At 50.0% G+C, this 15795-nt stretch carries 8 protein-coding genes; all 8 read left to right on the top strand.

Annotated features, from left to right (window positions below):
• The first annotated feature begins 278 nt into the window (after positions 1-278).
• Positions 279-3464, top strand: coding sequence for a SusC/RagA family TonB-linked outer membrane protein (locus tag EFB08_RS10155; protein WP_123126840.1), 3186 nt, complete (start codon positions 279-281; stop codon positions 3462-3464).
• 10 nt (positions 3465-3474) lie between these two features.
• A complete protein-coding gene (locus EFB08_RS10150; protein WP_123126839.1) occupies positions 3475-5361 on the top strand; it encodes a RagB/SusD family nutrient uptake outer membrane protein in 1887 nt (628 codons plus the stop codon).
• Between the two features lie 41 nt (positions 5362-5402).
• On the top strand, positions 5403-8423 hold the full coding sequence (locus EFB08_RS10145; RefSeq protein WP_123127050.1) for a SusC/RagA family TonB-linked outer membrane protein: 3021 nt from the start codon (positions 5403-5405) through the stop codon (positions 8421-8423).
• Between the two features lie 25 nt (positions 8424-8448).
• On the top strand, positions 8449-10191 hold the full coding sequence (locus tag EFB08_RS10140; RefSeq protein ID WP_123126838.1) for a RagB/SusD family nutrient uptake outer membrane protein: 1743 nt from the start codon (positions 8449-8451) through the stop codon (positions 10189-10191).
• A gap of 55 nt (positions 10192-10246) precedes the next feature.
• Complete coding sequence (locus tag EFB08_RS10135) at positions 10247-11275, top strand: DUF5627 domain-containing protein (RefSeq protein ID WP_123126837.1); 1029 nt, start codon at positions 10247-10249, stop codon at positions 11273-11275.
• A 26-nt stretch (positions 11276-11301) separates the two neighbouring features.
• A complete protein-coding gene (locus EFB08_RS10130; RefSeq protein ID WP_123126836.1) occupies positions 11302-12966 on the top strand; it encodes an endo-1,4-beta-xylanase in 1665 nt (554 codons plus the stop codon).
• Positions 12967-13362: 396 nt separating this feature from the next.
• Positions 13363-14223, top strand: a complete 861-nt coding sequence (locus EFB08_RS10125; protein ID WP_123126835.1) for an alpha/beta hydrolase — start codon at positions 13363-13365, stop codon at positions 14221-14223.
• Between the two features lie 426 nt (positions 14224-14649).
• Positions 14650-15792: an endo-1,4-beta-xylanase gene (locus tag EFB08_RS10120; RefSeq protein ID WP_123126834.1), complete on the top strand. Its 1143-nt coding sequence runs from the start codon at positions 14650-14652 to the stop codon at positions 15790-15792.
• The last annotated feature ends 3 nt before the right edge of the window (positions 15793-15795 follow it).

Below are 15795 nucleotides of genomic sequence, written 5' to 3'. Positions count from 1 at the left end.
TACCTCTGAAATTTAAGAATAGCACAAATTAAATTCCATTATGTTAAACAGCGGAAATCCTTTAACGAGAGAGAAGCGACAATTAAAAAAACTATAAGTGCCCATCTATAAAGGTTCTATTACAAGGTTGGGAGGGTTGAAATCCCTTCATCTGATTTTCACACAACCAGGATGAATACTGAAGGAAGCAAAGTATCAGAGTTGTTCAATTGTACACTAGCGTAATTCATATGAAGAAATTTCTACGACAAAACCAGAATTTGCTAAAATATGCCTGCATGGGGGTTTACGTCCAATGGTTCCTTGTTGGGACAGCATGGGCGTCTAATAGTATCCCCCAACCAAAAAGCAGTAATGAAATCAACCTGATCGCAGAGAACGCAGATTTCCTGGTGGGCAGGAGCGCTGCTCCACAAACCAGGACTATTACGGGCAAAGTGTTACTGAGCGACGATGACCAGGGCGCGCCAGGGGTAAGTGTCTATGTGAAAGGCACCACCATAGGTACCTCTACTAGCATAGATGGAACCTACACCATCAATGTGCCTTCGCAGGAGGCCGTATTGGTTTTCAGCTTTATCGGGTACGTTACGCAGGAAATGGCTGTAGGCAGTAAATCGCAGGTCAATGTTACCCTGAAAGCGGATGTCAACAGCCTGGAAGAAGTAGTGGTGGTGGGGTACGGTGAGCAGAAGAAAGAAAGCGTGGTTGCCGCCATTACCCAAACCACCGGCAAAGTGCTGGAGCGTGCCGGGGGGGTATCCAGTATCGGGGCGGCATTAACGGGAAACGTACCGGGCGTAGTTACTTCAGCGAGTACGGGTATGCCGGGTGAAGAAGACCCATTAATTGTAATTAGGGGATCAAGCTCCTGGAATAATTCTTCGCCTTTGGTGCTGGTGGATGGTATTGAACGCCCCATGACCAGTGTGGACATCAGTTCCGTTGAATCTGTCTCCGTGTTGAAAGACGCTTCCGCTACGGCGGTGTATGGTTCCAGAGGGGCCAACGGCGTCATCATTATTACCACCAAAAGAGGAGCCGAAGGTGAGGCGATGATCAGGGGACGGGTGAACTCCACCGTGAAAGTCCCTTCTAAATTACCCGGCAAATATGATGCGTATGATGCCTTGTGGGTCCGTAATCGGGCCATAGAAAATGAATTGGCGCTTAGGCCATCGGCCTGGAACGATTACCTCCCGTCAGCCATCATTGACAAATACCGCTTCCCGGCCAATGAAGCAGAAAGGGAACGGTACCCCAATGTAGACTGGGCAAATACGTTGTTCAGAGACTATGCCATGTCTTATAACGCCAGCTTGAATGTAAGCGGAGGTTCTAAATACGTGAAGTACTTTACCAGTGCAGATTTCCTGCGTGAGGGAGACCTCATGCGGCAATTTGACAATAACAGAGGCTACGAGCCCGGCTATGGCTTCAACCGGTTGAATGTGCGCAGCAACCTGGATTTCCAAATCACTCCCACCACTGTCTTCAAAGCAAACCTCTCCGGTTCCTATGGTGTGAAGAAAAGCCCCTGGGGAGCAAGCGGCAACGAATACGGCATGTGGATTGCCGCTTACAGCAATGCCCCTGATGTGTTTCTTCCCCAGTACTCAGACGGTTCTTGGGGGTATTTCGCCCAAAATCCAGGCTTAGCAGAAAACTCAGTGAGGTCCTTGGCCATCAGTGGAATTCAATACAGGACTACGGCGCGCCTGAACACAGATTTTGTGCTGGAGCAGAAATTGGACATGCTCTTGAAAGGACTCGATTTCAGAGGGATCATCGCCTTAGACAATACCTTTATTGAAAGGGACAGAGGCGTAAATGACTTGTACAATACAACCCAGGAAACCTGGATAGATCCGGTTACCGGCACCGCTGTCTTCCGCCAAAGCTTTGACCCTAATAACAGGTTTGATTTCCAGGAAGGTGTGAAGTGGTCTGCCACTCCCGGGGCAGTAGACAATGGGGCTTCCCAACGGAGGCTATTCTATCAGGCTCAGTTGAACTACAAAATCAACATTGCAGAAGACCACGACATTACCGCCATGGGGCTGGTGAACCGCAATGAATTAGCGATAGGCAGCCAGGTGCCGCAATTCAGGGAAGACTGGGTATTCCGGACTACTTACAACTATGCCGGCAAGTATATGCTGGAGTACAACGGCGCCTACAATGGATCAGAAAAATTCAGCAAAGAGAACCGGTTTGCCTTCTTCTCCTCCGGGGGTATTGGGTGGCTACTTTCCAGAGAGAAATTCATGGAATCCATCTCTTTTCTGGATATGCTGAAAGTGCGCGCATCCTACGGAGAAATTGGGGATGATAATATCAATGGAAGGTGGCTCTACTTAACCCAGTGGGCCTATGGCGGGCGGAGCCGCCTAGGTATTTCTGGAGAAGCGGCTGAGCAGAGTCCGTACACCTGGTACAAGGAAAACTCTGTCGGGAATGAGGATGTTCGTTGGGAGACGGTAAAGAAATACAACGTTGGTCTTGACTACGGCTTTCTCAACGGGGCTATTCACGGGAACATAGATTTCTTCCGGGACGAGCGGAACGATATTCTCCTGGCTGGTGGCAGCAGATCAATCCCTTCTTACTATGGCACGGTTGCCCCGGTTGCAAACTTAGGGAGAGTGCAGAACCAAGGATATGAATTTGTGCTGAACCTTGAACACAAACTAAGAAACGGAATGAGGTTCTGGTCTAATCTTAACATGACTCATTCCCAAAACAAGGTCCTTGATGCCGATGACGCCGGGCTTCTCCCGGAATACCAGAAAAGGGAAAACAAGCAGATCGGGCAAGCTTATTCTTACGTGAACCAAGGCTATTACAACAATTGGGATGAATTGTATGCCAGCACGGCGCACAACACCAATGATAACCAGAAGATGCCCGGCAATTATCTGATCACCGACTATAACGGAGACGGGGTTATTGATCAGTTTGACAACATCCCTTACGGCTTTACCGGCACCCCGCAAAACACCTACAACAGCACCGTTGGGTTTGACTGGAAGGGATTCAGTGCCTTTGTACAGTTCTACGCTGTGAACAATGTTACCAGACAGGTGGTGCTTACCAGTCTGAGCTCACAAAACCACGTGGTCTATGAGGAGGGGAGCTACTGGAACAAGGAGAATTCCAATGCAGACACGCCTATGCCGCGTTGGCTTTCAACCCCCAGCGGATACAACAGCGGCAACAGGTACATGTATGACGGTTCTTACCTGCGCCTGAAGAATGCCGAACTGGCCTATACCTTCAATTCAAAGGCAGTCAAAAGAATCGGGTTCAACAATGTGCGGGTTTACCTGAACGGAAACAACCTCTATGTATGGACCAAGATGCCAGATGACCGCGAGTCCAATTTCGCCGGTACCGGATGGGCCTCACAGGGAGCTTACCCTACCGTGAAGCGCTACAATTTAGGAGTTGACATAGTTTTTTAGCAGAAAGAAGATGAACAGATATATAAAGACCTTAGTAAGGTGGAGCCTTGCGCTCAGTATGATGCTTACCGCATCCTGCGAGAATTATTTAGATGTCACAGACGAATCTGTCATATCGCCGGAGGAGGCATTCAAGAACTTCACCAACTTCCAGGGATATACCGAGGAGCTTTACCATTGCATTCCGGACTTCTCCAACGCTTACTGGACAAATTCCTGGAATTGGGGAGATGATGAGATCCAGTCCACCGCCCGCGATTTCCACTTTGCCGTGAAAATAGACAACGGGAATTTCTGGGGATGGCAGTCAGAGCACGATGGCTGGCAGGCCGGCTGGATGGATAGAAACACCACCTCCACGAATGATGACCGGTTTAACAAATCTATGTGGAAACTAGGCTGGTACGGAATCAGAAAAGCCAACATGGGCCTGGCGAATCTGGATAAAATGACCGATGCCACCGAGGAAGAAAAGAACCTGATCAAAGGGCAATTGCTGTTCTTCAGAGGCTGGTTCCACTTCCAGTTCATGCAGTACTTTGGCGGGCTGCCGTACATAGATTACGTACTTCCCAGCGACGAGAAATTAACGCTACCCCGTCTGAGCTACCAGCAATGCGCCGAGAAGGCGGCCCAGGACTTTAGAGCCGCCGCCGATTTATTGCCGGTAAACTGGGACAACACCACCGCCGGGAAAAGAACCTTAGGGAAGAATGAGCTGCGCATCAACAAGATCATGGCGCTGGGGTACCTGGGTAAGAATTACCTGTGGTCTGGCAGCCCCTTGATGAACCTTGAATCAACCGGTAGCAGAAGCTATAACCCTGAGCTGTGCAAAAAGGCCGCTGGGGCATTTGCCGAGTTGTTGAAGTTGTCAGAAAGCGGTGAGGCTCCCCATAAACTGGTGCCTTTTAAAGACTATTACAAGAACTTCTACACCACCGGGCAGAACTGGCAGATACCAGGCAGCACCGAAGCCATTTTCCGGGGCCCTTACTACGGGGCCAACGGATCAAACTGGGGAACCAGTAAGCAATACCAACCTTCGCCTATGCTAACCGACGGGGATGTGAAATTCCTGCCTACGGCTAACTATGTGAATTACTATGGCATGGCAAATGGGTTGCCCATCACTGACATCACCAAGGCTGATCCTGAATCTGGTTATGATCCTGAGTACCCTTGGCGGAACCGTGATCCCCGTTTTTACAATGACATTGTGTATGATGGGGTAAAAGTTGTCCAAGGGTCTATTCCTGATGCGGTGAAAGATGATCGGTATGCTAACCTTTTCACCGGAGGTAATTTCAGGAACATTAGTACGGGTAGCCGCACCGGCTATCTGCTCTACAAATTCATTCCCATCACGGCCAATAAGTATGACAACGGATACGATTACGGTAATAGCCTTAATATTCACCTTCCCTGGATGCGGTTAGGGGATGTGTACACCATGTATGCCGAAGCTGCCGCGCAAGGCTATAGTTCTCCCGTTGGCAAAGACCTAGGATACAGCAAGACCGCAGTAGAGGCTATCAATGCCCTCCGTGACAGAGCTGGTGTAGGGCATGTCGCTGATAAATTCTTAGGTTCCCTGGATATGTTTATGAGTGAAGTACGGCGCGAACGGGCAGTGGAACTCGCTTTTGAAGGCCACCGCTTCAATGATTTACGCCGTTGGTTGCTGTTGATTGAAAGCCCTTATACCTTAAAGACCTCCCTGGAATTTAACCGCGCGGGAGCTTTAAACACGACTGATCCTAAGCAGAACAAAGTAGTCAACCTACGGGAGCAGGTCATACTAGAACGCAAATTCAGCAGCAAACACTATTGGTTACCCTTGAAAACAACTGATGTGAGCATGTACCTGGAATTCAGCCAGAACCCAGGATGGTAAAGGGGTAATAATCCAAAATAGGTAATCTAAACTTGAGCATGATGAAAAACATCTATATAGTACTACTATGCGCAGTCGTCACGGGTCTTCCCTTGGGATTGCAGGCACAGGTAACTGACAAAATTGATATTAAAGCCACCGTGCGCGGCGTAGAGGGAAAGCCGCTCAAAGGGGCGGTAATCAGCAGCGGTGACGATGCCGCCAATACCGTCACCGACTCTCTGGGCGCGTTTTCTTTAATGGTGTCTCCCAATGCCACTTTATCGGTGAGCGCCTCTGGGTACGAGAAAAGAGCAGTAGGCGTGACGCCAGCTTTAAGCGAAATCAACCTGGTGTCCAGTGGCAATACGCAGCCGGTGCAGGTCGCTTTCCGGAAAGTAAATCAGGTTAATGTTCCTCAAGGGGTCTCGGTGGTGAACCTACAGGAGATCTTGGAAAACAATTACACGACTAGCAGCCTGGAAGGCATGGAAGGTTTTGCCGGAGGATTCAGCGGCAATATCTGGGGAATGGACAGCTACCTCATTCTGGTAGATGGAGTGCCCCGCGATGCGGGCAGCGTCATGCCAACGGAGATCGCCCAGGTGACTTTCCTCAAGAGTGTGTCTGCGGTGGTTCTTTACGGAAGTAGGGCAGCTAAAGGGGTTGTGTACATCACCACCAAAAGAGGAGAGGTGCAGGAGCAACAAATCAAAGCACGGGTAAATGCGGGCATGTTCGTCCCGAAGGCGTATCCAAAGTACCTCGGCTCCGCTGAGTACATGACCTTGTATAATGAAGCCCGGCAAAACGATGGCTTGGATCAGCTCTATAGTGACGCGACAATTTATAATCACGCATCCGGTGCTAACCCTTTCCGGTACCCAGATGTGGACTACTATTCCCCTGATTATCTGAAAAAGACCTATAATCGGTATGATGGTACCATAGAAATCTCAGGAGGCAACAAGCAGGCCCGTTACTATACCAACATGGGCTTCAATACCGCTGGGTCTCTCCTCAACTTTGGCGAAGCGGTAAAGAACAACCGGAACGAACGCTTTAACATCCGGGGCAATGTGGACATTGACCTGAATAGCTTTATCACCACCAGAGTAGACGCTTCTGCCATCTATCAAAATGGGTTTGGGGTGAACACCAATTACTGGAATGGTGCCGCCACGCTGCGCCCCAATCGGTTTGCTCCGTTAATTCCCATCAGCATGATTGAGGAAAGTGATGAGGCCTCCCGTCAGCTGGTAGAAAACAGCAATTACATCATAGACGGCAAGTACTTGTTGGGAGGAACCCAGTTAGACCAAACCAACCCTTTTGCAGCTATCTACGCTGGAGGTAATAACAAATTTACTAGCCGTCAATTTCAGTTTGGCACAGGAGTAGGCGTGAACCTGAATAATGTTCTGCAAGGATTAACCTTCGAGACGAATTTCGGGGTTGATTACTCCACCTCGTATAACCAGTCATTCAACAACAACTATGCGGTATACCAGGCCAATTGGAACAATTATGCCGGGGGTGACCAAATTAGCAGCCTGACCAAATTTGGGCAAGATTTCAAAACTGGGGCTCAAAACGTCAGCAATAGCTGGTACCAGCAAACCCTTGCCTTTTCAGGCCAATTCAATTACCTGACCACCGTTCAAGACAACCACCATATATCGGCTATGCTTATAGCCAACGGGTATCAACAGTCTCAGTCGGCGGTTTACCACGAAACCAGCAACGCCAACCTGGGACTCCACCTCGGCTACGATTTCCTGAATAAATATTTTGTTGACTTCAATGGAGCCTTGGTGCATTCCGCCAGATTGCCCGAAGGGAACCGGCAGGCCTTTTCACCCACCGTATCCTTAGGATGGCGGATCAGTGACGAAGCCTTCATGAAGAATTCATCCGTGGTAGATAACCTGAAAGTGTCCGTCACAGGAGGGGTGCTGCACACAGACCTGACCATCAACGACTATTATCTATACCAGAGCATCTACACGCAGACAGACGGAGCCTGGTATAACTGGAGAGATGGGGCCCTGAGCCGAACCACTGACTCAAGACGCGGGGAAAACCCTGACCTCACGTTCTCCAAAAGAAAAGAAGTAAGCCTTGGGGTTGAAGCATCCTTTCTTAACAGGCTAATTACTTTTGAAGGGTCTGTCTTTGCGAATAAAATCACCGGCAATGTGGTGCAGGCTTCCGTTCTGTATCCCAGTTATTTTACTACGGGTTGGCCAAATTCCTCCTTCATTCCCTATGTCAACTATAACGATGATCAACGCGTCGGCTTTGACTTCAACCTGAATGTGAACAAACGGCTGGGGGAAGTAGACCTGACTTTTGGGTTGGTAGGAACTTACTATGATTCTAAAGCCACCAAGCGCGCCGAGCTGTACGAAGACAGTTATCAGAACAGGCAGGGGAAACCGCTGGATGCCATCTGGGGGCTGCAAAGCGCCGGGTTCTTCATGAACCAGGAAGACATACAGAACTCACCTACGCAGTCCTTCGGGCAGTTAAAACCCGGTGATATCAAATATGTAGACCAGAATGGCGATGGCATCATCAATACCCAGGATGAAGTCTATCTTGGGAAAGGCGGTTGGTACGGGTCTCCGCTTACCACCGGCATTAACATTACCGCTAAGTGGCGGAACCTGACCTTCTTTGCTTTGGGAGTAGGCAGGTTTGGCGCCCATGCCATAAAGAACAACTCCTACTTCTGGGTAGACGGCGAAGACAAGTATTCTGAGGTGGTGCGTGGTCGCTGGACCCAGGAAACCCAGAATACGGCTACCTATCCGCGGTTGACAACCCTCAACAGCGACAACAATTTCCGCTCCTCTGATTTCTGGCTGTACAGCACCAACCGGTTTGACCTGGCCAAAATACAGATCTCCTACAGCCTTCCTACAACCATTCTGAAAAAATCCTTCCTCCGGGAGTGGGATGTGTACCTCAGTGGCGCTAACCTGTTGACGATCTCTCCGGAACGGGAAGTGATGGAGTTGAATGTGGGGAACTCCCCCCAAACCCGCTTCTATAATTTTGGTTTGAAGGCGTCCTTCTAATTGGGTTTTGAATAAGCATAATCATATGAAAAAGAAATTACTCTTATTTCTGGCGGTCGCTTTTATGGCTGGCGGCTGTGATGATTTGATTGAACCAGGCTTAGAAAACCTTCGGGGCCTGGATGATATGTATGAAGAGGCAGAATATGCCCAGGGCTTCTTGTTGAACGGCTATGTGCGTATCCCCACCAACGGGTGGGCCTTCAATGATGTGGCTACTGATAATGCGGTCAGTAACGACCGGAACAACGCTTACCAGAAAGTGGCCACCGGCCAATGGACCTCAAACAACAACCCGTTTGATGAATGGCGGAACTCCAAAGCAGCCATCCAATACCTGAATATTCTGCTTCAGGAAAGTGAAAAGGTGAAATGGGCAAAGGATGAGAAAGTAAGCCAGATGTTCAAAGACCGTATCAACGGGGAGGCATACGGGTTACGGGCCCTTTTCATGTACCATCTGCTGAGAACCCATGCAGGCGAGAGCGGAAGTGGAGAACTACTGGGAGTACCCATCGTTTTGGAGCCGGAAAAGACAAACTCAGACTTCAACAAGCCTCGGGCCACCTTTGAAGAGTGCATGCAGCAAATCTATCGCGATTTGGATAAGGCAGAAGAACTACTCCCCCTGGATTTTGAGGATGCAACTACGCTGCCTCCTGCCTATAGCGGAAGCAACCAAGCCGAATACAACCGGGTGTTCGGGCAATTTGCCCGCCAACGCATGTCAAAGCGAATTGCCATGGCCATAAGAGCCCAAGCTGCCTTATTAGCAGCCAGCCCGGCCTATGGTTCTGGTAATACCACCACCTGGGCCAATGCCGCTGACTACGCAGGAAAAGTATTGCAATTGAAAGGAGGCGTAAGCGGGCTAGATCCCAATGGACTAACCTGGTATTCGGCTGCTTCGGTGATCAATGAGTTGGCGGCAGGAAATAACCCACCAGAAATACTTTGGCGGAGTGATGTGGCCTTAAGCAATGACCTGGAGCGGCAGCATTTTCCTCCCACTTTGTATGGCAATGGCCGGTTAAATCCTTCCCAGAACCTGGTAGACGCATTCCCAATGGCGAACGGCTACCCTATCATGGAAGCTTCCAGCGGATACAAGGGCACGGCTCCCTATGATAACCGCGACCCGCGCCTGAAACTCTTCATCTCGGTAAACGGGAGTACGGGTGGCCCGAACAATACGGCCATCATCACCGCCTCCGATGGCACCACCAATGATGCCCTAAACCGGGTGGAGACCTCAACCAGAACCGGGTATTACCTCAGGAAGTTGCTTCGCCAGGATGTCAACCTCAACCCAGTCACGACCAACACCCAGAAGCACTACAAGCCCCGCATCCGGTACACGGAGATTTACCTCATCTACGCCGAGGCAGCCAATGAAGCGTGGGGGCCAACCGGAACGGGAGCTGTGGGGTTCTCTGCCTATGATGTGATCGCTGCCATCCGGAAACGGGCCGGTATCAGCCAACCCGATAATTACCTGGAGTCTATCAAAGCAGACAAAGAAGCCATGCGGGAACTCATCAGGAATGAGCGCCGGCTGGAGCTGTGTTTTGAGGATTTCCGCTTCTGGGACCTGCGCCGCTGGAATGCCAACCTCACCGAAGAAGCGAGAGGAATAAGGATACAGAACGGAAACCATGAGATCATATCCGTGGAAGCGAGGGTGTACGGAGCGCATATGAAATACGGCCCAATCCCTTACAGTGAAATTCTGAAGTTCAATAACCTGTCACAGAACAGAGGGTGGTAACAGAGCCATACCTATTCCCTTTAAACATAGGGCACTTTATTAAAAAATACGAAAGATGAAGAAGATATATCTTAGCTTTTTAAGCTTACTAGTTACCTTGACTTCCTGTGAAAACGAGGAGTGGGAGTTCCCCGATAATGAATTCCAATCCACGTACTTCGCCTACCAGTATCCGGTACGTACCATTGTGCTGGGGGAGGATATTTTTGACACAACGCTGGACAATCAGCATAAGTGTAACATTATGGCTACCACCGGTGGAGTCTATGAAAACAAGAAAGACGTCACCATTGCCGTAGAAGTAGACAATTCTCTGAGCGCCGGGTTGCTGTTCAGCCCGAACGGGGATGCGCTCACGGCCATGCCCAGCAATTACTACAAACTGGCTTCAGACAAAATCATCATTCCGCAGGGCAAGACCATTGGAGGTGTGGAGGTACAACTCACTGATGAATTCTTTGCCGATCCTTTGGCCTTGAAGAGGAACTACGTCATTCCCATGCGGATGACTTCGGTACATAATGCAGATTCCATCTTGTTAGGCAAGCCCCTCATTGAGAATCCCAACCGGGCGGTGGCAGGGCATTGGAGCATCGTTCCCAAGGACTTTGTGCTGTACGCAGTAAAGTATGTCAACCCGTGGCATGGATTTTACCTGAGAAGAGGCAAGGATGTGATAGAAGGGAAGAACGGTGATGCCTCCCTGAACCAAACCATTGTAAGACACAAGCCTTACGTGGAGAATGATGAGGTTGTGAAGCTCACCACCCAGTCCTTAAGCCAGGTGGAGTTACCGGTTGTATTTAAAGACAAAGCCGGAAAAAGCATTACGTGCAACCTGCTACTGTCCTTTGCCGAGCAGGGAAGTTGCACCATTTCAACCAACGCATCGGAATACAAAGTGACAGGCACCGGCAAATTCGTGAAGAGAGGAGAAAAGAAAAGCTGGGGGAATGCAGACAGAGATGCCCTTTACCTGAGTTACAAGATTGAGTTAGAGGACATGAACGTCACCTCCACCGATACCGTCGTGTTGCGGGACCGGGGGGTTGCGATGGAAACCTACACGCCGGTGCTCAAATAATTGTCTAATCGTTTGTTTTTGACAACATGAAACATTTATACAAAATAGGGTTTTGCCTTGCCAGTGTATTCCTGACAACCGCCTGTGACTATGAGCCGCTTGAATTTGAGGCGGAAAAACCGCCGAGCATTGTATTGCAGGAGGAGATTGACGCCTATGATGACTTGAAAGCCTACATAGCCAGAGAAGCCAATCCGGGATTCAAACTTGGAGCGGGAATGGTCTGGACCGATTACAGCCAGAAAGGAGTGTTATACCGGCTCGTGAACCGGAACTTCGATGAAGTCACCTTTGGGAACGCCCTGAAGCATGGTGCGATCGTCCAAGCCGACGGTAGCCTGAATCAAGCTACCCTGGAAAACCTGAAGGAAACAACGGGCAAGGCGGGAATTTCTGTGTTTGGCCACACGCTTGCCACGCACTCCAACCAGAATGCGGCGTATCTGAAAAGTCTGATCGCTCCCACCATCATCCCTGCCACAGGCAACGGGGGTACTTCGGGAACTGATGTAGTCGCTAACTTCGAGACCGATGAACTAGGGAAGACCTATGCCATGACCAACGGGGGCAGCGGCACAGTGGTAAATGACCCAACCGGAGAGTCGGGCAAGGTGCTCAATGTGAAAGGTGTGCAGTCCCATCCCCAATTCACGGTTACTTTACCTAACGGAAGAACGCTGGGCAATTACCTCTCTTTGACGCTGGATTTCTACGGCACTGGTTCCACCGGACTGTATGGCCAGGGCATGAGGATGAGCATTGATGGCGGCGCCTTGGTTGGTTTCAACTCCCCTTCCGCTTATGGGAGTCCAGACGGAGGATGGGGAAGAGGAAAGATTGTGATGCAACTGGCCACGCTTAACTTAACCGAGGCGCAGAAGAAACTGACGAGTTTCACGGTGGCCGTCGGCTCAGGGACTGGCTCTGCCAATTATTACATTGACAACGTCACCATGCAGTGGAAACTCACCGACATCATCGTGGAGAAAACCGCTGAGGAAAAGAAAACCATCATCAACGATGCCTTCCAACGCTGGATCTCCGGCATGGTCACCGCCTCCAAGGGCTTTGTAAAGGCCTGGGATGTCGTAAGCGAGCCCATGGATGATGAGAAGCCTTCTGAGGTAAGAACCGGAACCGGCAAAACCGTAGCCTCTGATGAGTTTTACTGGCAAGATTACCTGGGCAAAGAGTACGCCGTGACGGCTTTCAAAACTGCCCGGGCCAATGCCAACGCCACAGACCTGCTATTCATCAATGACACCAAACTAGAGCAAAACTTGGATAAAACCAGAGGACTCATTGAGTACATGAAGTACATTGAGGCAAATGGCGGGAAAATAGACGGCATAGGAGCCCGACTGAACCTTACCCTTACCTCAGATAAGCAGAACATTTCCACTATGTTCCAGTTGCTTGCCGCCACCGGTAAAATGGTCAGGATCTCCGGGTTAAGCGTGTCACCAGGCGTTACCGCAGACAAAGTGACTCCAGAGCAATACATGGCCCAAAAAGAAATGTTCCAATACGTACTGGATGAATACGTGAAGACAGTGCCTGCTAAACAGCGGTACGGGGTCACTATCTCCAGCCCTGTAGACGCCACCGAGCCTTCTGGCCTCTGGACCCAAGGACTCATTAGAAAACCAGCGTACTCCGGCTTCGCCGAAGGTCTGAAAGGATTGAAGTAATTGAAAACTTCTCTGGTGAAATAAACCAGCGTTTAAGGGCTGTTTTTCTGAAAATGGCCCTTAAACGCTGGTTTTTTCCTGTAAGCTCAACGTGAGATTAGCCAAGCTGTAGGAAGGTGCTATCTCCATAGTTACAAGCATGATGTAATTCGGTTTCCAACGCTGAGAAGTCTCGTTGAAACCAATCTTGCAAACAGGCGGGGCAAAGCTGCGCCATTTTATTGCGGGGTCATCTCCTGTAATGGTTTTGAGTACAATTTGCAAAAAACGGCCACTAAACGGAATTCCATGAACTGTTTCCGTTCACTCAAAAGAGGGAACCTCAACGCCGTAGTTCAGCAATACACCTTATCTTTATTCCACTCCAACAAACATTGTGACAACCAAGATTAACCTATGAGAAAGCTTTTACTAACCGTCCTCACCATCTCCCTTTGCGTCATAAATTCCTGGGCTCAGGAAACGGTGAAGGTAGCTCCCGCGGGGTTTGACAAACTCCGGCCAGAAATTCCGCACGGGAAAATTGATACGGTGGAGTACACGGCAAAGCAACTGGGCACCAACCGGAAGGCGTTGGTGTACACGCCTCCGGGCTATACCAAGAAAAAGAAATATCCGGTCTTGTACCTGCTGCACGGCATTGGCGGCGATGAATTTGAGTGGCTGCGCAACGGCCAACCGCATATCATCCTGGATAATCTCTATGCCGAGGGTAAACTGGAACCCATGATTGTGGTGCTGCCCAACGGGCGGGCCATGAAAGACGACCGGCCCGTCGGCAATGTCTTTGACAGCCTCAAAGTGCAAGCGTTCACCGCGTTTGAGAAAGATCTGCTGGAGAACCTGATTCCGTTCGTGGAGAAGACCTACCCGGTAGAGAAAGACCGGAAGCGCCGGGCCCTGGCCGGATTATCTATGGGAGGCGGACAGTCTCTGAACTTCGGGTTGAAGAACCTGGACACATTTGCCTGGGTAGGCGGGTTCTCATCGGCACCCAACACGAAAATGCCTGCGGAACTGTTCCCCAATCCGGCGCAGGACAAAGGCAAGCTGCAGTTGCTCTGGATTTCCTGCGGCGTGGAGGACAACCTGATGAACATCACTCAACGCACCCATGAATACCTGGAGCAGCATGGCGTGCCGCACGTGTACTACCTGGAGCCGGGCGGCCATGACTTCAACGTTTGGAAAAACGACCTGTACATGTTCTCACAACTTTTGTTTAAACCCGCCAAGGCAACTAAGAGCGCTAAATAAGCCACCGGTTTTACTAGCCGAGGTTTGTAATCAGGGCAAAAGCATCGTAGGAAAGTTGGTTCTGAGGTGATTTCCGGAAAACAGGTCCTAAACGCTTTTGTTCCCTTGCTTCGATGAGAGGAAGAGTGGCCGGTGATCTAATGGGTAACACGTTTTACGCATTCTGGGGCAGGTTATGTAACATGAGCGCAAACTTTTGGTACAGCTGGCCCGCTGAATGTAACATGAAGCGGAAGAAATGAACGGCTTTTATGGGGGCTTCTCCTGCGGCTTAGATACATTTGATTTTTGTACCTCTTAGTAAAGAAGCAAGAGGGGTGAAGTCTGGTAAGTTACATCATGAAGTGTCCGGCAAAGGCTGGAAGCTGGGGCACCGAAGACAGAGCCTGAGTGCCTGAGATAGCTGGTTAAAAGCAAGTAGAAGAAATGAAGATAACAACATTCTATAGCACGGTAAGAGCCGCCCTTTTTGGGGTCGTGCTTTTAAGTGGAGCCTGTAAAGTTGCCCAAAAAGAGACAAGTGAATTGACGCTGAAAGACGCGTTCAAAGGCAAGTTCCATATTGGGACGGCGCTTAATACGCAGCAGATTACGGGGCAAGATGCGGCTTCGGTGCAAGTGGTGAAGGAGAACTTCAACGCTGTGGTGGCCGAGAACTGCATGAAAAGCGGAATGATACAACCGCGCGAAGGGCAGTTCAAATTTGACTTGCCAGACCAATTCGTCAAGTTTGGGGAGGAGAACAAGATGCTCATCAACGGGCACACGCTCATCTGGCACTCCCAGGCGCCCCGCTGGTTTTTCACCGACAGCCTGGGCCGTAACGTGTCTAGAGAGGTGTTAATCCAGCGTATGAAAACCCATATCTATACCGTGGTGGGCCGCTACAAAGGGCGGGTGCATACCTGGGATGTGGTGAATGAAGCTATTCTGGAGGACGGTTCCTGGCGAAAAAGCAAGTTCTATGAGATTATCGGGAAAGACTTCATCAAGCTCGCCTTCCAGTTCGCGCGCGAAGCTGATCCCAAAGCCGAACTCTACTACAATGATTATTCCATGGCTCTGCCTAAGAAAAGAGCGGGCGTGGTGGAGATGGTGAAAGAACTGCAGCAGCAGGGCGTTAAAATAGATGGAATCGGTATGCAGGGCCACATCGGGTTGACCTATCCTACCACAGAGGAGTTTGAGAAAAGCATTCTGGCGTTCGCCGGTTTGGGGGTGAAAGTGATGATTACGGAACTGGACCTGACGGTATTGCCTTCGCCCGGCGGAAATATAGGGGCCGAGGTATCAGCTAACTTTGAGTACCAGCAGAAGATGAATCCTTACCCGAATGGCTTGCCAGATTCGGTGAGCCAGGCTTTCAATGAGCGGTACTTAGATTTCTTCAAACTCTTTTTAAAGCATCAGGATAAAATCTCCCGCGTGACTTTGTGGGGCGTAAGCGACAAAGACTCCTGGCGCAACGGCTGGCCAGTACGCGGGCGCACGGATTATCCGTTGCTATTTGACCGAGACAACAAACCCAAGGCCGTGGTGAATTCCATCATTCAGGCTGCCAAACAATAAACT

The organism is Rufibacter latericius (assembly GCF_003721515.1).
Taxonomy (GTDB): domain Bacteria; phylum Bacteroidota; class Bacteroidia; order Cytophagales; family Hymenobacteraceae; genus Nibribacter; species Nibribacter latericius.
This window is presented reverse-complemented; position numbering and strand designations above follow the sequence as displayed.